At 64.3% G+C, this 22,979-nt stretch carries 15 protein-coding genes; 10 read left to right on the forward strand and 5 right to left on the reverse strand.

Annotated elements, in window-relative coordinates:
- Positions 1-73: 73 nt before the first annotated feature.
- The 4 genes from AC1MCA_RS17240 (at position 74) to secA (ending at position 5,928) form a co-directional block, all read left to right on the forward strand.
- Positions 74-973, forward strand: coding sequence for a ComF family protein (locus AC1MCA_RS17240; protein ID WP_479799523.1), 900 nt, complete (start codon positions 74-76; stop codon positions 971-973).
- A 145-nt stretch (positions 974-1,118) separates the two neighbouring features.
- Positions 1,119-1,853, forward strand: a complete 735-nt coding sequence (gene hpf, locus AC1MCA_RS17245) for a ribosome hibernation-promoting factor, HPF/YfiA family (RefSeq protein ID WP_479799525.1) — start codon at positions 1,119-1,121, stop codon at positions 1,851-1,853.
- A gap of 20 nt (positions 1,854-1,873) precedes the next feature.
- Complete coding sequence (locus AC1MCA_RS17250) at positions 1,874-3,145, forward strand: winged helix-turn-helix domain-containing protein (RefSeq protein ID WP_479799527.1); 1,272 nt, start codon at positions 1,874-1,876, stop codon at positions 3,143-3,145.
- A 41-nt stretch (positions 3,146-3,186) separates the two neighbouring features.
- Positions 3,187-5,928 (forward strand): preprotein translocase subunit SecA, encoded by a 2,742-nt coding sequence (secA, locus tag AC1MCA_RS17255; protein WP_479799529.1) that lies wholly within the window; start codon positions 3,187-3,189, stop codon positions 5,926-5,928.
- Positions 5,929-6,104: 176 nt separating this feature from the next.
- Here secA and AC1MCA_RS17260 read toward each other — a convergent pair whose 3' ends face one another.
- Both AC1MCA_RS17260 and AC1MCA_RS17265 read right to left on the reverse strand, forming a co-directional pair.
- Positions 6,105-6,575, reverse strand: coding sequence for an Rv3235 family protein (locus AC1MCA_RS17260; RefSeq protein WP_479799531.1), 471 nt, complete (start codon positions 6,573-6,575; stop codon positions 6,105-6,107).
- Positions 6,576-6,703: 128 nt separating this feature from the next.
- On the reverse strand, positions 6,704-7,735 hold the full coding sequence (locus tag AC1MCA_RS17265; protein ID WP_479799533.1) for a LysM peptidoglycan-binding domain-containing protein: 1,032 nt from the start codon (positions 7,733-7,735) through the stop codon (positions 6,704-6,706).
- 111 nt (positions 7,736-7,846) lie between these two features.
- On the opposite strand from AC1MCA_RS17265, the gene AC1MCA_RS17270 reads away from it, so the two are divergent.
- A complete protein-coding gene (locus tag AC1MCA_RS17270; RefSeq protein ID WP_479799535.1) occupies positions 7,847-8,455 on the forward strand; it encodes a hypothetical protein in 609 nt (202 codons plus the stop codon).
- Positions 8,456-8,536: 81 nt separating this feature from the next.
- On the opposite strand, the gene AC1MCA_RS17275 is transcribed toward AC1MCA_RS17270, so the two are convergent.
- Positions 8,537-8,752, reverse strand: a complete 216-nt coding sequence (locus AC1MCA_RS17275; RefSeq protein ID WP_108597729.1) for a helix-turn-helix domain-containing protein — start codon at positions 8,750-8,752, stop codon at positions 8,537-8,539.
- A 152-nt stretch (positions 8,753-8,904) separates the two neighbouring features.
- On the opposite strand from AC1MCA_RS17275, the gene AC1MCA_RS17280 reads away from it, so the two are divergent.
- Genes AC1MCA_RS17280 through AC1MCA_RS17295 form a run of 4 tightly spaced genes read left to right on the forward strand, consistent with a single transcriptional unit; the run spans position 8,905 to position 17,262 of the window.
- A complete protein-coding gene (locus tag AC1MCA_RS17280; RefSeq protein ID WP_479799537.1) occupies positions 8,905-9,549 on the forward strand; it encodes a hypothetical protein in 645 nt (214 codons plus the stop codon).
- On the forward strand, positions 9,546-10,853 hold the full coding sequence (locus tag AC1MCA_RS17285) for a CpaE/TadZ family protein (protein WP_479799539.1): 1,308 nt from the start codon (positions 9,546-9,548) through the stop codon (positions 10,851-10,853). The genes AC1MCA_RS17280 and AC1MCA_RS17285 overlap by 4 nt, the downstream gene beginning before the upstream one ends.
- A 57-nt stretch (positions 10,854-10,910) precedes the next feature.
- On the forward strand, positions 10,911-15,764 hold the full coding sequence (locus AC1MCA_RS17290; RefSeq protein ID WP_479799541.1) for an NAD-glutamate dehydrogenase: 4,854 nt from the start codon (positions 10,911-10,913) through the stop codon (positions 15,762-15,764).
- 28 nt (positions 15,765-15,792) lie between these two features.
- Complete coding sequence (locus AC1MCA_RS17295) at positions 15,793-17,262, forward strand: sensor histidine kinase (RefSeq protein WP_479799543.1); 1,470 nt, start codon at positions 15,793-15,795, stop codon at positions 17,260-17,262.
- Positions 17,263-17,481: 219 nt separating this feature from the next.
- On the opposite strand, the gene AC1MCA_RS17300 is transcribed toward AC1MCA_RS17295, so the two are convergent.
- Complete coding sequence (locus AC1MCA_RS17300) at positions 17,482-17,730, reverse strand: WhiB family transcriptional regulator (protein ID WP_003804966.1); 249 nt, start codon at positions 17,728-17,730, stop codon at positions 17,482-17,484.
- A gap of 229 nt (positions 17,731-17,959) precedes the next feature.
- On the opposite strand from AC1MCA_RS17300, the gene AC1MCA_RS17305 reads away from it, so the two are divergent.
- Positions 17,960-18,466: a hypothetical protein gene (locus AC1MCA_RS17305; RefSeq protein ID WP_479799545.1), complete on the forward strand. Its 507-nt coding sequence runs from the start codon at positions 17,960-17,962 to the stop codon at positions 18,464-18,466.
- A gap of 173 nt (positions 18,467-18,639) precedes the next feature.
- Here the strand turns inward: AC1MCA_RS17305 and AC1MCA_RS17310 are convergent, their stop codons facing one another.
- Entirely contained in the window at positions 18,640-22,725 is a 4,086-nt protein-coding gene (locus AC1MCA_RS17310; protein ID WP_479799547.1) for an FtsK/SpoIIIE domain-containing protein, read from the reverse strand.
- Positions 22,726-22,979 lie beyond the last annotated feature (254 nt).

Raw genomic sequence — 22,979 nt, forward strand, 5'->3', positions numbered from 1 at the left:
CCCCCGATACGGCGTTTCCACATAGACGCTGTCAGGTCTTCACGGTGAGCGCGGGCTACGCAACGCTGGGGGAGTGAGAGCCGCTGCAGATCCCGACCTCGTTCCGCCCCCGCTCGTGTCCGCCAAGCACCGCGGAGGACACCACCGGAGGTGGCTGAAGGCTGCCGAATTCCTGGCGGCCGCCGGCTCCGAACTCCTGGCACTGGCTGTGCCGGTGGACTGCGTCTGTTGTGGTGCCGAGGACCTGGCGCTCTGCGTCGCCTGCGACCGTCAGGTCCGGCTGCTCACGAAGCACCCTTACAGGGCAGAGGAGCAGGCGCCTGCACTGATGAACGTCGACGGCGGCATCATCCTTCCCGTGGTCGCTGCGGGGGCTTATCGAGAGGAGCTGGCCCAGGCCCTGTTGTCGTTCAAAAGCCACGGCCAGCACCAGCTCACGTCGGTGTTGGCCAAAGGACTCGGACGAGGCATAGCCGCCGCGGCCGAGGGCCTCGATGATGTGTGCCTGGTGCCGGTGCCCAGCAGTACCACAGCGTTCGTCAGGAGAGGCTTCAGCCCCGTCCATCTGCTGCTGGCGGCATGGGGACGGACATACTCAGGCGGCGGTGTTCCGGTGCTGGATGTCCTCCGCAAGTCCCGGCGTCGGACGGTGATGGAACAGCTGCCGGGCGGCCAGAAGGGCCTCGGCCGCGGCGCGAGGGCCCGGCGTGTCAGGGGCTCCATGAAAGTACCGGGAAACAGGCGCTCAAGGGTCGCCGGGCGCCGGTGCATCATCGTCGATGACGTGCTCACTACCGGTGCGACGCTCGCTGAGGCGGCCCGTGCGCTCCACCTCAGCGGCGCCGTCGTGGCAGGCGCTGTGGTGCTCGCGGCGACACGCCCACCCGATTCAGCTGGCGGCGAAGCGGCATCCGCGGGAGCCCGCGGAAAGCCACCTGTCTTAGAAAAAAATAAACGAATAAAGGATGAATAACGGGGGGCTATGAACTAACGTCGGTTGTGGGTACCAAGAACAAGTTGTACCTTTCGATAGCGGCTCGGAAAGGGGCTCGACTGTCAAGCAGATCGGCTCCTGGAATGTGCCGCCGTCGTGTCACCGAAGTCATTTGGAGGGCACCATGGAGTTTATGATCAGCGGACGAAATCTGACGGTCTCAGACCGATTCCGCGAATACGCCGGTGAGAAGATCTCAAAGATTGAGTCACTGGGCGACAAGGTCCAGCGCGTGGACGCGAAGGTTTCCAAGGAAACGAATGCACGCCAGACCGGGGACCAGCTCACCGTCGAAGTGACGGTTCTGGGCCGGGGGCCCGTGATCCGCGCCGAAGCCAGCGCCGCAGATAAATTCGCTGCGTTCGATCTCGCATACAACAAGCTCCTTGAGCGTCTCCGCCGTGCCAAGGACCGCAAGAAGGTCCACCACGGGCGGCATACACCCAAAGCCGTCCGCGAAGCGACGGCCGAACTCGAACCCGCCAGCGCCAACGAACCCCTCTACGTTGAGGCGAGTCACCGCCAGGAGCCGCAGGCAGCACCTGTTGAACGCTCACCCTATGAGGTTGAGAACGACATTCCGGCCGGCGATTCGCCGGTTCTGATCCGGCGCAAAGTCTTCCCCGCCGCTTCACTGACGCTCGATGACGCCGTGGACAACATGGAGCTCGTCGGCCACGATTTCTACCTCTTCGTGGATAAGGCCACCAATACGCCCTCCGTCGTGTACCGCCGACGCGGCTGGACCTACGGCGTGATCACCCTGGACCACGAATGCGAACCGGGGGAAACTGCCATCGAAGAGAAAATCCTTGCTTACCGTTCCGCTGATGAGGCTGCACAAGTCAAGGGCGCCTAGCCCTGTAGGAAAGGACTGACGTGCCAGAAACGCTGAGCCTTCGACAGGCCCGGCGGATCGCACTGGCAGCTCAGGGACTCGACAAAGGACGGCCCGCCGGCCCCGTGACCTCACGGACGGTGGGCCGCACCTTTGCCCGGCTTCAGCTGGTCCAGATCGATTCCGTCAATGTGCTCGCCAGGAGCCACTTCCTCCCCTTCTTCTCAAGGCTGGGCAACTACGATCGCACCATCCTGGCGCGGATGTCCGGTTCGCAGCCCCGCCGCATGATGGAGTATTGGGCCCACGAGGCAAGCTTCATCCGGCCGGAGCACTTCCAGGACCTTCTTTTGTGGCAAAAGCGGAAGTGGGTTGGTGCCGCAGCCATGGACCCGGAACTTCGTGATGACGTGGCCGGCAAGGTCCTGGACACGCTGGCCCTGGGACGGGCGATGACGGCAGCCGAACTCACGGCGGGCATCGGGCATGTGGAGGTGCGGCGGGACGAGAACTGGGGCTGGAACTGGAACGCCGTTAAAAGGGTTCTTGAATATCTGTTCGAGGCGGGGCTGATCTCCTCGGCATCGAGGACAGAGCAGTTCGAGCGGCGGTATGCGCTGACGTCCAGGGTGTTGCCGCCCGGTCTGCCATTGGAGGAGGCACCGGACCCGGTCCAGGCCATGCACCGGCTCATCGATGCGGCCGCGCAAGCCCATGGCATTGGAACGCTGAAGTGCTTCGCCGATTACTTCCGCACACCGGTCAAGGCTGCCGCGTCCTCCGTGGAGCACCTGGTCAGCATCGGGCGGCTGGAGCCGGTCACTGTGCCTGGCTGGGACAGGCAGGTGTTCCTGCACACGGAAGCCAGAATTCCGCGGCGGGCAGCGGGGCGCGCTTTGCTCAGTCCCTTCGACTCCCTGGTTTTTGAACGACGCAGGCTTGAGGAGCTCTTTGGCTTCCACTACCGGATTGAGATCTACACCCCGGAGCATCGCCGCCGCTTCGGGTACTACGTCCTGCCCTTCCTCCTGGGTGAAGATATCGTGGCGCGGGTGGACCTCAAGGCAGACCGCGCAGCCGGCAAACTGCTGGTCAGGTCGGCATATGCCGAGCCTGACGCGCCGCCAGGGACGGCCGTAGAACTCGGCGCAGAACTTGAACTGATGGCCGCATGGCTGGGGCTGGACGGCATCGTGGTCAGCCAGGCCGGGGACCTCGCCGGTTCCCTCGCGGCAGCCCTGCACCAGCCGTTCCGGTCCGCTCCGCTCTCAGGGAACACCGGCCGCGTGGCCTGTGTCTCTCCCGTAGACTAAAAACGCCAGAATCGGCGGCATAAGACTGGGAGTATCTTCACGTGGCATCACTTATCGAAAAACTTCTCCGCACGGGTGACAAAAAAACCCTGCGGCAACTGCGGAACTATGCCGACTCCATCAATGCTCTGGAAGACTCGTTCAAAACCTTCACGGACGCCGAACTCCGCGAGGAAACCGACCACCTCCGTGCCCGATACCAGGATGGGGCTCAGTTGGACGAGCTCCTTCCGGAGGCGTTCGCCGCCGTGCGGGAGGCCTCGTCCCGAACCTTGGGCATGCGCCACTTTGACGTCCAGCTGATGGGTGGTGCCGCGCTGCACCTGGGCAATATCGCCGAAATGAAAACCGGTGAAGGAAAGACCCTCGTGGCCACGGCGCCGGCGTATCTCAACGCCCTCACCGGAAACGGCGTCCACGTCATCACGGTGAACGACTACCTCGCCGAGTACCAGTCCGACCTCATGGGCCGCGTTTACCGTTTCCTGGGCCTGACCAGCGGTTGCATCCTGTCCAACCAGGATCCCGCAGTCCGCCGCCAACAGTACGCCGCTGACATCACCTACGGCACCAACAACGAGTTCGGCTTTGACTACCTGCGGGACAACATGGCGTGGGACAAATCTGAACTGGTCCAACGCGGCCACCACTTCGCCATCGTCGACGAAGTTGACTCCATCCTGATCGATGAGGCCCGCACGCCGCTGATCATTTCGGGCCCTGCCCAGGGCGACACCAACCGGTGGTACAGCGAATTCGCCAAGGTCGTGCAGCGGCTGAAGCTCGGCGAGGACTACGAGGCCGACGAAAAGAAGCGTACGGTCGGCGTTCTGGAGAGCGGGATCGAAAAGGTGGAGGACTACCTTGGCATCCAGAACCTCTACGAGTCGGCGAACACGCCCCTGATCGGGTTCCTGAACAACGCCCTCAAGGCCAAGGAACTGTTCAAGCGCGACAAAGACTACGTGATCCTCGACGGCGAAGTCCTCATCGTGGACGAACACACTGGCCGCATCCTCGCCGGACGCCGCTACAACGAGGGCATGCACCAGGCCATCGAGGCCAAGGAAGCCGTCGAGATCAAGGCCGAGAACCAGACCCTGGCCACCGTGACGCTCCAGAACTACTTCCGCATGTACTCCAAGCTGGCGGGCATGACCGGTACGGCCGAAACCGAGGCTGCGGAGTTCATGGGCACCTACAAGCTCGGTGTGGTGGCCATCCCCACCAACAGGGACATGCAGCGGATCGACCAGTCGGACCTCGTGTTCAAGAACGAAAAAGTGAAGTTCGACGCCGTCGTGAAGGACATTGCCGAGCGGCACGAACTGGGCCAGCCGATCCTGGTGGGCACCACGAGCGTTGAAAAGAGTGAATACCTCTCCGGGCTCCTGGCCAAGGAAGGAATCAGGCACGAGGTCCTCAACGCCAAGAACCACGCCCGTGAAGCGGCGATCGTCGCGCAGGCCGGGCGCAAGGGCGCAGTTACAGTAGCTACCAACATGGCAGGCCGGGGCACTGACATTATGCTGGGCGGCAACGCCGAGTTCACCGCAGTGGCAGAACTGGCCAAGCGGGGACTGGACCCGCAGGAGAACTCCGAGGAGTACGAGGCCGCCTGGCCCGCTGCCCTGGAGGCGGCCAAGCAGGCCGTCAAGGACGAACACGAGGAAGTGCTGGAGCTCGGCGGCCTGTACGTGCTGGGAACTGAACGGCACGAGTCACGCCGCATCGACAACCAGCTGCGTGGGCGCTCCGGACGCCAGGGCGATCCCGGCGAATCGCGCTTCTACCTTTCCCTGACCGACGACCTCATGAGGCTCTTCAACTCCGGTGCCGCCGAGCGGCTGATGAACAGTTCGGTTCCCGATGATGTGGCGCTTGAATCGAAGCTGGTTTCCCGGGCCATCGCATCCGCGCAGGGCCAGGTGGAGGGCAGGAATGCCGAGCAGCGCAAGAACGTCCTGAAGTATGACGACGTCCTGAACCGCCAGCGCGAAGCCATCTACGGTGACCGGCGCCGCATCCTCGAGGGCGACGACCTCCACGAAAAAGTGCAGTTTTTCATCGAGGACACCATCACGGCACTGATCGACTCGGCCACCGCCGAGGGCAACGGGGACGACTGGGACTACACGCAGTTGTGGACCAACCTCAAGACCCTGTACCCCGTCAGTGTGACACCGGAAGAGATCATCGACGAAGCCGGCGGCAAGTCCCGGCTCACCGTTGAATTCCTCAAGGAAGAACTCCTGTCCGACGCCCGCGTGGTCTACCAGGCCCGCGAAGAGGCCATCGGTCCCGACAGCATGCGTGAGCTTGAACGCCGGGTGGTGCTCTCCGTGATCGGGCGCAAATGGCAGGAACACCTCTACGAGATGGACTACCTGAAGGAAGGCATCGGGCTCCGCGCGATGGCCCAGCGTGACCCTCTCGTGGAATACCAGCGCGAGGGCTTCACCATGTTCCAGTCCATGATGGAAGCCATCCGCGAGGAAAGCGTCGGATTCCTGTACAACCTCGAGGTGGAGGTCACCCCGGCCCAGGACGTCGTCGTGGCGGACGCCGCCGGAGGCCATACGGAGCATGTCGAGCCGCAGATCCGCGCTGCCGGCCTGGAAGCCCCGGAGAAGCCGGCCCAACTCCAGTACACCGCGCCCGGTGAAGACGGTGCCTCCCAGACCCGGGTGGAGGGCAGGTCCACGTCCCGGTCCGGCAATCCGGCCAAGGCCGCCGCACAGGACGCCACCAAGCGTCCCCCGGCAAAGAAGAAACGCCGCTGACACAACGATTCAGCTGAGCAGTTCTGAAGCTGGTCAGCCCTGACAGGCAGCATATTCAGAACGGCAGAAGTCCGGAAACGGCAGAAGTCCGGAAACGGCAGAGGAAGTGCCCTGAGCGTAGGCTCCGGGCACTTCCTTCGTTGGGCCGGGCAGCTCATCACCGAAGGCCGATTTGATCAACCCACCATGAATTCAGTGACCCGCCAGACTTGTTTGCTCCGTTCAAGCCGGACTGCCACGGCACGCGCGCGTACATCGTCGACCACTACGGCGCTGGCCTCGTAAATTCCCGGGGCGACCTCGCAGGCGCGGACGGAACGCACTATCGAGTTCCTGTGCAGCCTGGCCAGGAGGGGCGAGGCGGTGCGGGACTGCTCGCGACGGATGAGGGCAGCGCGGTGCTGCAGCGCGGCCAGGCAGCGGGGATCCAGGCGACGGGCCAGCTGGTGGACCGGCCGGATCCCGGCCAGGACCTCCATGGCTGCCTGCACGGTGCTGCGGGTGATGGCCAGGATCTCTGAGTTCTCATCAGCCGCACGCAACGGCGGGCCTGGTGCCGCTGGTGCCGGGAGCGGCACCCGGCGGACTGCAGCGGTGGGACCGCCTTTGGTCAAGGCAGGGCGGATCGGCGTGACTGCTGCATTCATGGGATTCCCCTTTGAGGTGCGCGGATGACGGATGTGCGAATGTCGGGTCTTCGAATGGCGGTTCTTGGAGCGGCTTATCTGGGACGTGGCTGCGAATAGCTGTTATGCGGCTGACTGCCGGGGACCCGTTAGGCCGTGGACGGTGATTTCAGAATCTGCCCCGGCAACAGGACGTGAGGACTCGCCCCGATTTCGGCTCTGTTGGCTTCATACCAGCTGGGCCAGCGGAGCGCCACGTCCACGTCTGTCGCCGTGGGCCCCAACTCGCGGGACGCGATGTCCCAAAGGGTGTCGCCCGCCAGTACCGTGATGTCCCGGGCTGACCCCTGTGCACCTTGCACAGCCCGGAGAGGCTGGGCCGCCAGCAGCCCCGGATCCGTCAGCGGTGCGCTGGGCCGCCATTCGGGCTGGACGGCCGGCCTCAGCCGTTCCGTAGGCTGTGGCTCCATGGCACGGGGTTCCGGGACCTGTGTTGCAGGGACCAGAGCGTCCTGCAGGTCCTGGGCTTCCTGGCCCTTTGCCGCCGAGGTGTCCAGAAGATCTGGCCGTGCACGCCCCTGCGTGTCCTGCATGTGTGTGTCCTGCCCCTGACTCGTTTGGGCAGATGTGCCACGATCTTGCGTACCGGCGGAGGGAGGCGCAGCCGGGGCCTGCGGGCGGGGAGACGGCGTTGCTGGAGCAGGTGTGCCTGTCTTTTCCGGCAGCGGGATCTGCCGTGCCACAGCGGCCGGTGCCCAGTGGGCCTGGAGGGCCACCTCTTGCGTCGGTACCCAGGCCGGCCCCTCCGGCGGTACGGCCGCTTGAGCCAGCGGAGCGGCAAGCAGCTGGACAGAGAATGCGGCGACAGCGAGCCTGCGCATAAAGGCCGGGCAACACTTGCCAGCACTGGCGGCGGCCCGCTTTTTGCCGCCCTTCTCGAGCACAGCTGCTGCCACGGCCAGCAGGACAGAGAGAATCCACCAGGCCACAATGGCAAGCCCCGCCGAAACAGCGATGGCTCCCAGCAGGTCATCGACGCCGGGCCCCTGCCGGCGCGCGGCCGATTGCTGCCACCGTTCCGTGAGCCCCATACCGGCCAAGAACAGGAAAAGTCCCAGCATCAGGACGGACCCGGCCATGACCGCATCGGTCCTGAGCCCGCGGGCGCTTGGACTACCCATGACTTCCCCTTTCGTTTGTTTGATGCCGTTTGATGTTGTTTGTTGCATCTAAGCTCAGTTTGAACCAGGTAAAATGGTTTTGTCCATAGTTTGGAAGGAAGTCGTTCCTGATTGACCGCTGAGGAAGGGGCCGCCTACGCTGTCCCCATGCGTTGGGATGCACTGTTCGGTGACATGGAGGCACAGTTTGCCGAGGGTGACAGACTGGCGATCGAGGCGGAGATCTCGGAACGTGCACGGGTGGAAACCGCATCAGTGACCTTGGCGGACCGGCTGCGGGGCTCCGTCAGCAGCCAGATAGCCGTGCACCTGCTGTGCGGGAGGACCTTCGACGGCACACTCACTCATGCGGGGGCAGAGGCCCTGGTTCTCAGTGAGGCGCGCCACCAGGTCCTTATTCCGTACGGCGCGGTGGCACGCTATGCAGGTTTGGGGCGCGTTTCCGTTGCAGAGGCGTCGCATGTACGGCGCCGGATCGGGTTATCGTCGGCGCTGCGCGGGCTGGGCCGGGACCGGGCCGAGCTCGAGGTGACTCTGCGAAGCGTGGCGGAGCGGGAGAGTTCGCTGACCGGGGTCATCGACCGGGTGGGCAGCGATTTCTTCGATATGGCCCTTGTCAGCCCCGGTGAGGTCCGGCGTGCATCCCAGGTCCGGCAGGTGGCCACCATTCCGTTTCAGGCGCTGGGGGCAATCCGGTCACGGACTGCCGGCGACTTGTAGTCCCCGCCTTCGCATCTGCCGCCGCTGGTGCAGGTAAAGAGCGCTGGTGCAGGTAAAGCGTCCAGGCTGGCTGTCCGACGCTCAGGTCTGCTTGGCTTTGGCTTCCTGGATCATCCGGCTGGCCTCGGCGTAGCGCTCCTCGATGTACTGTTCGAGCATCTTTTCCTCTACCCGCCACTGGCCCCTTCCGCCAACCTGGATGGCTTTGAGTTCGCCGCTGCGGACCAAGGCATACGCCGCTGGCGAATTGATCTGCAGTTGTTCAGCAACATCCGCGAGTGTGAGGAATCTGGGCATAAATCCATTTTGCCACCCAGGAGGCCATCTGGTGCTGTTATCCACAGTTTGATGTTGTTTGGACTTTTGACTTTTGTTCCGGGGTGCATGCCGCAACAATGAGGTGTCCGGGTGCAGCCAGCCGTCCGGCGCGAGTTAGGGGAGAGACACGCATGAGCCATGATGCTGCAACCCCGGGGAACAGGCTAAAGGCCCCGTCGTGGAAGGATCCCCGGCTGCTGGTCGGTGTGCTGCTGGTTCTGGCATCCGTTGTGGGAGTGATCTACCTGGTTGGCAGTGCTGACCAGACCACTGAGGTCTATGCAGCCAAGGACTCCATTGCCGTGGGCGAACGGCTGACAACGGAGAATGTCGTTCGCGCAAAAGTCCGGCTGGGGGAGACTGAGGAGCATTACGTCACGGTCGAGGCAGGGCTGCCGGAAGGGCTCGTTGCTGTCCAGCGGATCGGGAAGGGTCAATTGGTGCCGAAGGAAAGCCTGGCCAGTGTCGACGCGCTGGACCGTAAGCCTGTTGCTGTGACCATCGATGAGGCGCTGCCCCCGCAAGCCGTTGCCGGAACCCGCGTGGACGTCTGGGTGGCCGCCACTGATGCACGGAACGGCTTCAGTGAGCCCCGGTTACTGCTTCGTGGTGCAGAAATTGCGCAGTTGACAGACGGATCCACCGCGTTGGGCTCCTCCCGAAGCACAGTAGTGATGGTTCTCGTCGCAGACGACCAGATGCCGGCACTCCTGGGCGCCCAGGCGAACAAGGCCAAGATCTCTGTGGTGTGGAACCCGGGCGGGGGTACGTCATGAGCATTCCTGTGGTGACGGTCGGACAGGCCCAGGAGGACGTCGTCGGTGGCTTGGAAAGGCTCCACGGCCCTGTGACTGTCGTGAGGCGCTGCGCTGAACTGACCGAACTGCTGGCAGCCTGCCAAAGCGGGTTGGCCCGGGCGGCGGTGGTGGCGGATGGTTGCGAGTCGCTGACGGCATCCCTGGTTGACAGGCTCGGGGCCGTTGGGGTGGCCATCATTGCGCTGACTGACAATGCCGAGGAGGCTTCCCGCCTGCGTGGGATCGGCGTGGCATCCGCGCTGACAGGAGTTGACTCGGCCGCACTGGCCGGCAGGATTGCCGAGGCAGTGGCCCAGCTGACCGGCACGCCACGGGACGCCGGCTACGGGAGCGGCGTGGGCGATCCAGGTGCGGCTCTGCGCCAGCACCCGGCAGAACAGGCAGACGTGCCGCCGGCCTCCGGAGCCGGCAGGATCATTGCTGTGTGGGGCCCGGCAGGATCACCCGGGCGGACCTTCATCGCAGCCAACATCGCGGGGGAGCTGGCAGCCGAAGGAAAATCCGTGCTGCTGGTCGATGCGGACAGCTATGGTGCCAGCATTGCGGCGGTCCTTGGCCTGCTGGACGAATCGGCTGGTCTCGCCCAAGCGTGCAGGCTGGCGGATCAGGGCCTGCTGGACGCGGATGCCCTGCTGAAGGTTGCCCTGCCGGTCACCACCAGACTCGGAACGTTCCGCGTCCTGACCGGGATCACCCGCGCTGACAGATGGACCGAGCTCCGGGCAGCGGCACTGTCATTGGTGCTGGAGCGGGCCAAGGAGATCGCCGACGTCGTGGTGGTGGATACCGGATTCTGCCTCGAAGCCGACGAGGAACTCAGCTTTGACACCATGGCGCCGCGCCGGAACGCCGCCACCTTGCGGGCCCTGGAGGTTGCAGACACTGTTTTCGCTGTGGGGGCGGCTGATCCCGTGGGCGTTCCACGGTTGGTCCGCGGCCTTGCCGATCTCGAAACGGCCGTACCGCACGTTTCTCCGGTTGTGGTGATGAACAAGGTACGGGCAACTGCGGTAGGAAGATCCCCGGAACGCCAGCTGCGTGATGCCTGGGAGCGGTATGGCCCGTCGTCGACACTCACGGCATTTCTGCCCGCGGACAGCTCTGCAGCCGACGCCGCACTTCTTGGCGGTTCACTGTTGCTTGAAACGGCCCCGGAGTCGAAGCTGAGGCGAGCCATCGCCGATTTGGTTTGTGCACCTGTCCAGCGATCCTCCCGATCCTCTGTATTTTCTTCCACACCGAGGCGGGTTCTGAAGGGCTAGGCTCACCATAAGGGCTGCAAGGGTGCAGCAATATTAGTGTGATGGAGGCGTTTGCAGATGTCGTCTGGATCCAGCGTGGAGGATCAGTCCCTGGCCATTGAGGATCAGGAGGGCTTTCTGGCGGACTACTACCAGCATATGGCTGAAGAAGACGCCCGGAGCTATCGGCAGGATGTGCTGGCCACACGGGCCGAGACCCACCGCAAGGTCGCAGCCAGCCGGTTGCCGGGCCAGGCAAAAGTTGCCATCGTCACTGAGGCCGACAGCAGCGTTGTCTATGTCGTCACGGACGATATGCCCTTCCTTGTTGACTCAGTCAACGCCGAGCTGGTGCGCCAGAACGCCGCCATCCGCCTCGTCCTTCACCCTTTGTTCGTTGTGACCCGCAACAGGGAAACGGGGCAGCTGGTCAAAGTCGACCGGGTGCCTTCCCACATCGGGATATCGAGCGGAGACACCGCTGCGATGCCCATCCTGTCCCACCTGATTGCACAGGGTGAGAATGCCTCCCACATGGAATCCTGGATCGCCGTGGAGATCAACCGCGTTTCCAAGGATGCCCAGGCATCCCTGCTGGACGGCCTGGACAGGATCCTCGCAGATGTCCGCGCCGCCGTCGAAGACTGGCCGAAGATGCGGAACAAAGCCCTCCAGATTGCGGCCAGCCTGGACCAGGTGGCCAACCCTGCCCAGATCGCCGAACTCAGGCAGGCACAGGAACTATTGCGCTGGCTCGACGACGGCAACTTCACCTTCCTGGGCTACCGCGAGTACGACCTCGTGAATGCCGACGGTGAGGACGTTCTGGAACTGCGCGAAGACAGCGGTCTCGGCCTGTTGCGGGCCAAGCCTGACGCTCCGCATGTCCAGCATCTGACGGAAGTGGGCCGCCGGAAGGCCCGCGAGAAGCGTGCACTGGTCATCACGAAGGCAAACTCCCGGTCCACCGTCCACCGGGCCGCGTACCTTGACTACATCGGTGTGAAAAGTTTCGACGCTGCGGGCAACGTCAACGGCGAGCGCCGCTTCATCGGCCTGTTCGCCACCAGCGCCTACACAGGGTCGGTCCGGGACATTCCCGTCGTCCGGGAGAAGGTGGCAGCTGTACTGGGCAGCGCCGGCTTCCCGCCGGATTCCCACTCCGGTAAGGACCTTCTGGGGATCCTGGAAACTTACCCGCGTGACGAGTTGTTCCAGATCGAAACTGAAGATCTGGCTGCTACGGCAACCGGCATCCAAAAGCTCCAGGAGCGGCGGCGCACGCGCCTCTTCCTGCGGCCGGACATCTACGGCCGCTTTATGTCGGCGCTGGTCTACCTTCCCCGCGACCGCTACACCACCAACGTCAGGCTCCGCATCGAGGAAGAACTGCGGTCCACTTTCAAGGCCGAGTCCATCGACTACGAAGCCAGGATGACCGAGTCCGCCCTCGCCCGCCTCTTCTTCCGGATCCGGCTGCCCAAGGGCGCCGACGTCAGCGACGTCAACACCGATGAACTTGAAAATCGGCTCGTCCGGGCATCCCGTTCATGGAGCGAAGGCATCGCCGAGGTCCTGCGGGAACGCGGCGCCGATGACCACGCCAAGGAACTGGCCGGTCTTTGGTCTGAGGCTTTTCCTGCCGGTTACCGCGTGGATTACGAGGTCGAAGACGCGCTGGAGGACATCACCCGCTTTGAGCAGTATGGGGCCCACGCTGAGCGCGCAGAAGGTGCCAAGCAGGAGAAACCCGGTGTTCATGTGTACCTGCCCAAGGGCGCAGGCGAGGTCCTGGAGGAGGACGCCCGAGTCAAGCTGTACATGCTGGAGCCCAAGAGCCTGAGCCAGATCCTGCCCTACTTCCACAACATGGGGCTGGAAGTACTGGATGAACGGCCCTTCGAAATCGAGACCGCCGACCGGCGCGACTTCTTCCTGTACGACCTCGGGCTGAAGTACCCCGCGGGCATCGACCCCCTGGCAACGGGCCAGCTGCTGGCTGACTCGTTTGGCGCGGCGATATCAGGTGCGGTGGAGTCGGACAGCTTTGACCGGCTGGTGCTGCGCGAGGGCATGCAATGGCGGCAGATCACCATCCTGAGGGCATACGCGCGGTACATGCGCCAGATGGGGAATACCAACTCCGTGGGTTTCATGGCTGACACGCTGCTCGCGAATGCCCGGGTTACCAAGGCGCTGACGGCACTGTTCGCTGCGCGGTTCGACCCCGCCCTGGGCGGGGAGGAACGGGCGGCCGCGCAGGCCAAGGTGCGTGCGGAGCTCTCAGTGGCGATCGATGAGGTGGAGACCCTCGACGCCGACCGGGTACTGCGGACTTTCGCCAACCTGATCGAGTCCACGCTTCGCACCAACTATTACCAGGACAAGCCGCACCTGAGCTTCAAACTCGATCCGTCCCGGATTGAAGGGCTGCCCTTCCCTCGCCCGATGTTCGAAATCTGGGTGTATTCCCCACGGGTCGAGGGTGTTCACCTGCGCTTCGGCAAGGTGGCCCGCGGCGGACTGCGCTGGTCCGACCGCCGCGAGGACTTCCGGACGGAAATCCTCGGTCTCGTGAAGGCCCAGACCGTCAAAAATGCGGTCATCGTGCCTACCGGCGCCAAGGGCGGATTCTTTGCCAAGAAGCTGCCGGATCCCACCGTGGACCGTTCAGCCTGGATGGCTGAGGGCATCGACAGCTACAAAACCTTTATCCGCGGGCTGCTGGACCTCACTGACAACCTCGTCACCGACGCCGCGGCGGAAACTGTTGTTCCACCGTCGGACGTTGTCAGGCACGACGACGACGATTCCTACCTTGTGGTGGCGGCCGACAAGGGGACGGCCACATTCTCGGACATCGCCAACGGGCTGGCCGCAGAATACGGCTTCTGGCTCGGCGATGCCTTCGCCTCCGGCGGCTCAGTGGGCTACGACCATAAGGCCATGGGGATTACGGCCCGCGGTGCCTGGGAGTCGGTCAAGCGCCATTTCAGCGAACTCGACGTCGACACCCAGACGCAGCCCTTCACCGTGGTGGGCGTGGGGGACATGTCGGGTGACGTTTTCGGGAACGGCATGCTGCTCTCGCGCCACATCCGGCTCCTCGCAGCCTTCGATCACCGGCATATCTTCCTTGACCCGGCTCCGGACGAGGAGGCTTCCTTCGGAGAACGGCAGCGGCTGTTCGAACTGCCCCGGTCCTCCTGGGATGACTACAACAAATCCCTGATCAGCGAGGGCGGCGGTGTCTATGCCCGCCAGGCCAAGGTCATTCCGGTCTCGCCGCAGGTCCGCAACGCGCTGGGTCTGCCTGAAGCGACCACCGAGCTGAGCCCGCCTGAGCTCCTCCGCGCCATACTGCTGGCGCCGGCCGACCTGCTGTACAACGGCGGCATCGGGACGTACGTCAAGGCAAGCACCGAAACCAATGCCTCCGTCGGGGACAAAGCCAACGACGCCATCCGTGTGGACGGCAAGGACCTGCGCGTCAAGGTGGTGGGTGAGGGCGGAAACCTGGGCATGACACAGCGGGGCCGGATCGAAGCTGCGCTCCAGGGCGTCATCCTGAACACCGACGCAATCGATAACTCCGCCGGAGTGGACTGCTCCGACCACGAAGTCAACATCAAGATCTTCGTGGACCGGATGGTGGCGGCCGGCAAACTGTCGCCCGAGGAACGCGCAGACTTCCTGGCGTCCATGACCGATGAGGTGGGGCGGCTGGTCCTCGAGGACAACGTGGACCAGAACATCCTGCTCCTCAATGACCGGATGCGGGTGGCTGAATGGAGTCCCAGCTACGAGCGCCTGATGGACTTGCTGGAAAAGTCGGCGGACCTGAAGCGTGATCTCGAAGCGCTGCCCAGCACGGAAACCCTTCGGGAGCGGCTGGGCCAGGGCCAGGGACTGACATCACCTGAGCTTTCAGTGCTGGCGGCTTACGCCAAGATTGAGCTCGCCACGGCGCTGCGCGAAAGCGATCTCGCCGACGATCCGTGGTTCCGGCAGACACTGCGGGCGTACTTCCCCCAGCAGCTCCGGGAGCGCTTCGACGCCGAACTGGACACCCATCCTCTGCGGCGCGAGATCATCGCCACAGTGGTGGCCAACGACATGATCAACATCGGCGGCATCACGTTCGCGTTCCGCACCATGGAGGAGACATCAGCCACGGAAGTTGCGGTGGCCAAGGCCTTCGTGGCCCTGCGGGAAATCTACGAACTGGACACCATGGTGGAGGAGCTGAACAGCCTGCCGGCGTCGTTCCCCACCGAACACTGGAGCACTGTCCACCTGGACATCCGCCGTCTGTTGGACCGTGCGGTCCGCTGGCTGCTGGGGCAAGGCGGCACGTCCCGCCCCATCGCCGACACAGTGGCCGAGTTCAAACCGCTCATGGATCCGATGCGGGCGCGGCTGCTGGACTACCTCCGCGGGGACGACCGCGAGCGGGTGGCCGGCTGGCTGGAGAACGCGCGTGGCTGGGAACTTCCGGAAAACCTGGCGCTCCGCTGGGCCGAACTCTTCGAGAGTTTTGTCCTGCTGGACATCGCCAAGATCGGCCATTCCCGCAAGGAGCCCGTGGAAGAGATCGCCGCCGTCTATTACACCGTGTTCAACCGCTTCCACATCGATTCCCTGCTCGAGCGGATCAGCAGCCTGCCACGGCAGGACCGGTGGCAGGCGCTGGCCAGGGCCGCGCTGCGTGACGACCTCTACTCCACCGCCTCTGACATGACGACGGCGGTACTTGAAAACACCGCGTCCGGTGCCCCCGCGGAGGAACGGCTGAAGGATTGGGAAACCCAGAATGCCGAACAGTTGGGCCGGGCGAAGACCATGTTTGACGAGGTGAACTCACTTGAGTCCGACGACATGGCGTCACTGTCGGTAGCATTGAGGCTCTTGAGGTCAATCGTCCGACGCTAGGAAACCTGGCGTCGCAACTGGAGGTGCAGTGGCAATCTTTACGGACCCCATCAGGGAACACGCTGATTTCGGGCCGGGCGATGCTGAATGGCTGCACCTCCTGGTGGGCGACTGGCAGATGGTTGCCGACCTGGCCTTCGCCGACCTGGCTCTGTGGTTCCCGCATCCTGATCACGGGTACGTGGCGCTCGCGCACGTCAGGCCGTCCACCACCCATACCGTCTTCCACGGCGACTTTGTGGGGGAGCCGATCCGGTCGGACCTGCTACCGCTGGTTGACGAGGCCTGGGGCAGCCGTGCAATCGAACGCTCCAGTGAGACTAACTGGAGCACGGACATGGCTTTGCGTGTTGAGGCGGTGCCGATGGTCCGCAACGGCCGAACCCTGGCCGTTGTGACCACCCACATGGATCTGTCCAGTTCCCGCATGCCGTCCCGCCTTGAGCTGACCTACCGGCAGTGTGCCTACGATCTTCTGCGGATGGGAACACTGGGGTTGTGGCCCGATTTCGCGTCCCCCACCGGATCGCGCCGTGGTGCGCCGCGTGTTGGCGACGGGCTGATCCGTCTCGACGCCGAGGGAATCGTGCAATACGCGAGCCCCAATGGCGTCTCCGCTTTCCGGCGCCTCGGTGACGGCGAGTCGCTCGAAGGCCGTTCCCTGGCTGAAGTGACGGCCAGCCTGCTGAGGGACCGGCGCATGGTGGATGAGACGCTGCCACTCGTGGTTACCGGGCGGATGCCTTGGCGCAGTGAGATCGAGTCCCGCGGCGTGAGCCTTTCACTCCGGGCCATCCCGCTGCGGGACGAGCAGCAACGGTTTGGCGCCCTGGTGCTCTGCCGCGACGTGTCCGAACTCCGGCGCAGGGAGATGGAACTCGTCACCAAGGATGCCACCATCCGTGAGATCCACCACAGGGTAAAGAACAATCTGCAGACCGTTGCCGCGCTGCTGCGGATGCAGTCCCGGAGAATGGTCAGCGACGAGGCCAAACAGGGCCTCGAGCAGGCGATGCGCCGTGTCGCCACCATCGCGCTGGTCCACGAGACGCTCTCACAGGGGTTGGCGCAGAGCGTCGATTTTGATGAGCTTATCGGCCGCCAGTTCAGGCTGTCCGCCGAGGTCGCCTCGCCCTCACAACAGGTAAAGACCGAGCGTTCAGGGCTTTTCGGCGAACTGCCCAGCGACTTTGCCACCCCGCTGGCCCTGGTCATTAACGAGTTGGTGACCAACGCCGTCGAACACGGGCTCGAGGGACGTGCGGGGACTGTGTGGCTGATAGCGGACCGTTCCGAAGAGGAAGACGGCGAGGAACTGCTCACCGTCACCGTTGCCGACGACGGGGTGGGGCTCCCCGACACTCCGCACGTGGAGGGGCTGGGGCTCCAGATCGTGCGCACGCTTGTCACCAGTGAGCTGGGCGGTTCCATTCAGTGGCGTCCCCGCGACGGTGGCGGTACTGCAGTCCAGATCCGGCTGAGCCTGGCGCCGCGCTAGCTCCCTGCTGTTCCCGTCAGGAGCCTGCGGGTCAGGACGGGACAGCCAGCCCGGACGAAGTACCAACGGCCGTTAAGCAGTGATGGCCGCGATCCCTGGAGGATCGCGGCCATCACTGTCTGAAACCTGGTGGGCTTCCGGGCTGTGGATCTGCCCGGTTAGCCGTGTGCTGCCTGGTTTGCCTTCTGTTGCCAGGAGGCGCGTGCTGTGAGCAGCGTGCTAGGAGGCGCGGCGGGCGCGGGCGGCGCGGCGCTTGAGGGCTCGGCGTTCATCTTCGCTCATACCGCCCCAGACGCCGGCATCCTGGCCGGACTCCAACGCCCACTGGAGGCACGTGTCAACAACCGGGCAGCGGCGGCAAACGCTTTTGGCTTCCTCGATCTGGAGAAGTGCCGGTCCTGTATTTCCGACGGGGAAAAACAGTTCCGGGTCCTTGTCGAGACACGCCGCGCGGTTACGCCAATCCATGCTGATCAGTTGCTCCATTTCTGGGAAAAGCTCTTGTGAAATTATTCACTAGTAGCTACAAAGGAAAAGGGCCCTACGGGGCCCCCTTGTCATCTGAGTCAAGCCTGTCATGTTAACGCTGTGTAAACAAGGGGTAATACGGCTCGAAATCCCCGAAATGTTGAGCGATGCATCACATGTCTGACGCAGACCCGCACCACTGTCCGACTATGTCCGGTAGGGTGCCAATGTGTCAAGACCCCCCGTGAACCCCGCTGATCCAGCGCCCGAACCTGATCCCGGCCCGGCTGGCTATCCGGCCGGCGCCGGAGCGGACAAATCCGCGCCGAAGCCCGCCGGTGACCGTCCTCGCGGCATCGTGGTGATCGCGATGATCGTTGCCGCCGAGGCCACGGCACTGCTGATGGCCGGGGCCTGGTACGGCTATGAACTCCTGACCGGCGCGCCCGTGCTGTCTCTTGGGGGCGCCATCTTCACGTTAGGCCTGCTGCTTGCCTTCTCTGCCTGGCTTTATGCGGTGGCACTCTTCCTCTTCCGGGGGCGCCGGTGGACACGGGCTGCCGCGCTCGTGGCGCAGGTGTTTGTGCTGACCATCGCTTTCCCCACCCTCACAGGCGGGGTGATACCGGCCGGGCTTGCGATGCTGGTGCCCGCAGTCACCGCTTTGGTCCTGCTTTTCGACAAACGCGTCATCAGCTACGCCTCGCGGACCAGCGACCTGCCTCCGGCTCTTTAAGCCGCGGGGCCTCCGTGGCCCCGTTTACCTGCTCCTGAGAATTGTCCTGTGAATCCCTGTGGCCTGTTCGGCAGCCCTTCCTGATCCGGCTTGAACCTGGCACGCCTCGTCCGCTAGCCCTCGCGTCGGGCAGCCCCGCTATCTAGGTGGCGCGCCATCATGCTTCCCGCTCGTCAGGCGGCTTGCTCGTCAGGCACTCTATCAGCCAGCTCATCGGGCGGTTCCCAGCCAAGCTGAACGGTCATCGCACGTCCGTTCCGGATCACTATGCTCCGGCCCGGGGGTGGATTGGGTTCCGCCTCGAACCGGACTCCAAAGAGATCCCCGTCCAGTAGGGTTCTCGGTGCGACCAGAATTCCCGAGCCAGAGTTGCGGGCATGGATTGCCAACGGAACCCGTTGCGAAAGGATCGGGCTGAACCCGGCCGTCAACACGACGGTGACTCCTAGTGCATTGAGCTCAACCAGGTCGCGGTTTGTTTCGTGCGGCAGAAGGTCCGCATCGTCAACCAACGCCACACACGCCCGGTCGATTTCGCCGGCAACCGCCTGTCGCAGGATCTTGGACCAAAAGGCCGTGGGTTCGGTGTCCGGCTGGCGCCTGAGCCAAGGGCCTGACTCCGGGTTGAGCCTCGGGAGGAGCCTGAGAAAGGAAGACTTTCCGGACAGGGGGCCGCCCAGTACCGCCAGAACACTGCCTGCCTGGACGCGGAGGCTCACAGGCTCCAGCTCGTCGCCGCCCACGCCGACGCGGAGGAGACGGTGTGCCGGGGCCGACCCCGGAGGGCTCAACGCTGCCGCTATTTGAGCGGCGGGGACCGTTTCCGGCAATGGCTCAATGCGGAAGGGCCTACTCAGCAGGGAGGGTTCCGCCAGGGGACTGGCCAGGCTGTGCCGGCTCTCGGTACGGCATGCTGCGTAGAACTGACAGACGGCTGCATTCCCGGATAACAAGGCGCCCATCGCCACTGCCCGCCCGATTGCCGGCGGCGTAGAGGGGAGTTTCGGCCAGGCGACGCGGCTGTCCTCGCTGGAACCTGTCGGAAAATACACCCGATTGGGAAGTGCCGCAAAGAATCTGGAGGTGACGAGTTCGCGCTGCCCGGAGATGAGGACCGTGATGCCTGCCCGTCCACCATCGCGGACAAGGTCATTGACCAGTTCCTCCGCCCAGCCCCACGGGCCGGCACGAAAGGCCGACACCCAGGAACCCCAGCCCGCAATCGCCAACACAAGGGGAGTTTCCTGGGCGGCCAGCGCCTGACGCGCCAGCCGCAGGGACTGCTCGTGTGCCAGGCGCTCCAGAATGCGGATGGCGCGACGAAGCTCGTGGAGCCCGGCCCTGGCGCCGACGCGGCCCTGGGAGCCCACATCCCCGAACGAGCTGTCCGGGTCCAGTACGTATAGATGTGATTCCCACGGGTGCGATGCCACGTTGAGGACGGCCAGCCGGATAGCCTCCTGCACTCCGGACTCAGGGGCGCCGACGAGACCCAGATGGCCATGACCAGCAGGTTTCCAGATGAGGGGTGCCGTTCGTTGTTCGGAAGGTAAGTCCACCAAGCCGAGTTTGACGGACCATCCTTGACTGACAGGCCGGCCTTGCCAGGTGCCGGCATTTCCAACGGCCCCGAGACCATTCCCAGCAGAGCCAAGTGCCCCGGCTCCCAGTGAGCCATCGGGTTCATGCAGGACGAGGGGGAGGGCCGGCGCGACTGGCTTACGGACGGCTGAGCCGTTCAAGGATGTCCAAAGCGCGGACGTGGAAGCCACCAACGGAGCGGTCGCCGTGGCGGGGGTAGGCTCCGTGCCTGTGGCTCCCCAATATCCAAGAGCATCCGAAGATTCGGGCACCGTAGTGCAGTCTATGCATTCAGATGCCAACCGCAGCGACAGCCCGGACGGCTCCGACGTCAGGGCTCCGGCTGTCAGCGAAGCGGCTTGGAACTCCAGAGGCGGCTCCGTCCCCCGTGCAAGAAAAGCCCTCCCAGGGGTGTCCAGGCTGATCCCTGCCGCGACGTTGGAATCGATGATGTCCATGGACTCCATCTCCGATTGGACACGCAAGGCGATGCTCGTTGTCACGTTCGCACGGATGTCTGCCGTCAAGGCCCCTTGGGGACGTTGCGTTGCCATGATCAGGTGGATCCCCAGCGAGCGTCCGATTGCTGCGATTCTCATCAGCTCACGGAGCGCCTCGGGGGCGTCCTCCACGAGCATGCGGAATTCATCGATGACGATCATGAGATGTGGTAACGGTGGGCCAGCGGCCGAAGAGGCGCGATAGGACGCCAGATCCGGGGCCTGAACTCCGGCGAGCGCTTCCTCACGGAACCTGATCTCGGCACGGAGGGACTGCAGGGACCGCTCCAGCTCGTGACTCGTCAGGTCGGTGATCATCCCCACACAGTGCGGGAGTCCGATCAGTGGGCCGAGCCCCGAGCCGCCTTTGAAGTCGACGAAGAGGAAATTGATGCGATCCGGCGGGTAGCTGAGGGCCAAGGCAACGGTCAGGCTCCGCAGGAGTTCGGACTTGCCTGAACCCGTGGTACCCGCGACCAGCAGGTGGGGTCCATCGGCTTGGAGATCAAGCAGGCGGACGCCGTCCAGAGCTAGACCGATGGGGACGGCCAGCCCGGGGCGGTTGCGGTTTGTTGACCAACGGATGGCGGTTTCCGGCGTCGAATGCGGAAGCGTATCCTCCAGCCGGCACGATACCGGGATGCTTGGTCTGGAGTTACCGGAGCCGGTGGCATCTTGTGCAAGCCGCCGGCAAAACATGTTGAAGACGCCCGGGGGTGCCAAATCCGGCGCAAACGGGATGGTCCGGTCACCTGTGCGGAACAGGGAAGAGCCATCACCCAGTTCCACATCGGCTGGCATCGAGGCCGCTGCGCCGCTTGAGAACCGAAGGACCTGCCACGAGTTTTCCTGGGCCTTCCCGATGATCGCTTCGGAAGAAACTGCCGTGTCCAGGAGAAAAAGGACTCCGTGCCCGGAGCCAAAGCCGTGCTCCAGAACAGTTTTAGTCGTGGTTGCGTTGCCGGAAAGAATGACGTCCGCCAGATAGCGCGCGGCGAGGGGAATCCGGCCCGCCTGGCCGTGAATAACCACGCGGGTGCCCCGGCCTGATGGGTAACCTGCCAGCTGCATCACCAGCGACCTGACCAGTCCATCAATGGAAGCCTGCGGGCCCCGGAGGGTGGTGATTGGTATGCCAGGGTTGAGCGTCAGGGGGAGTACGCCTGCAGTCGGAATCTGCTGGCCCGGAACAGGCGGCTCGAACCGAAGGTTCGCCGGTTGAGGGCCCTGGCCCAACCGAAGCCACACACCGCGGTCCGTTCGTGGAGCGGGCAGGTGGGTTACCGGGCCATCGACGGACACTCCGCCCCCGGGCACGCCCCCGGACGCGCCGCCCCTGGACGCGCCGCCGACGGGTATGCCGGCCCCGGCCTTACCGTCCCCAACCAGGACGCGGACGGTCAGGTCCGACAACGGCGGCGCGGCCCGCCGTCGTCGTTCCTGATCGTTGGCCACGGCCGCCCCGACGGCAGCAGCCAGCTCGCGGCGTTGCCGGCGGCCGGAGACCAGGGGCACAACGAGGGAGAAAACGGAGACGGCGGTGAAGGCGAGGAAAAACCACATACCGGTGACCACGGCCAGGCCCACGCCGATCGCGAGCGGCAGAACAGCCGTGAGCCACAGGGCCGCGCGGTTGGCGGGATCGTCACGCCGCGGGACGACCAACGGCTCGTCGACGGCCAACCCGGCCCGGTCCAATTGGCTGTTCGGCTGTTCGAGGAAGACCAAGGACATGGTCGAGTTGCCGCAACGGATGGTGGATCCGGTCGTCACGATGGCGTGTCTCACCCTCTCGCCGTCGACCTCAATGCCGTTCGCACTGTCAACATCCGCAATCGAAATGGCGGACTCAGTCACCACCAGGCGGGCATGCGACCTCGACAGATCGGCGTCGGGAATCAGGATCTCGCAGTCGCTGCGGCCGATGGTGTAGGTTCCCCGCCGGAGGGGCACAACGATGCCTGCCCCGGCACCGCTGGTGACTGCCAGAGCCAGCGAAGCGGGAGGCTCGGGGGTGCGCTGCCTGGGCCTGAGTCCACCGTCCGCTGTGCCGCCGTCGACGAGGACGGCTCCGTTGACCAACGGGGGCTGGCCCAGGGTGAGTGAACTGATCAACCGGCCGGCGACCGATACCTTCCCGGTCCCAAAACGGGCGGCCAGTTGTTCCTGCAGTTCCATTCCGGAATGCCGGACCGGGCCCTCGATAGTCAACTCCGCGGGTGGTTCCTGCAGAGCTGCGCCGGGGCTCCGGACAAGCGTGCAGTGCAACAACATGGTCTGGGTTCCTCACAGTCAGCTTTTCTCCACGCTAGCCATCCGGCAGGCGGAGTGTCCGTGATGCGTTCCCTTATGTGGATAAGGCGGATGCGGTGTCCCACCTGACGGATCGGAGTCTGGGGTAGAGGGAACGGGTTCAGGGATTGGACGGCCAC

The organism is Arthrobacter sp. BK1 (assembly GCF_056680055.1).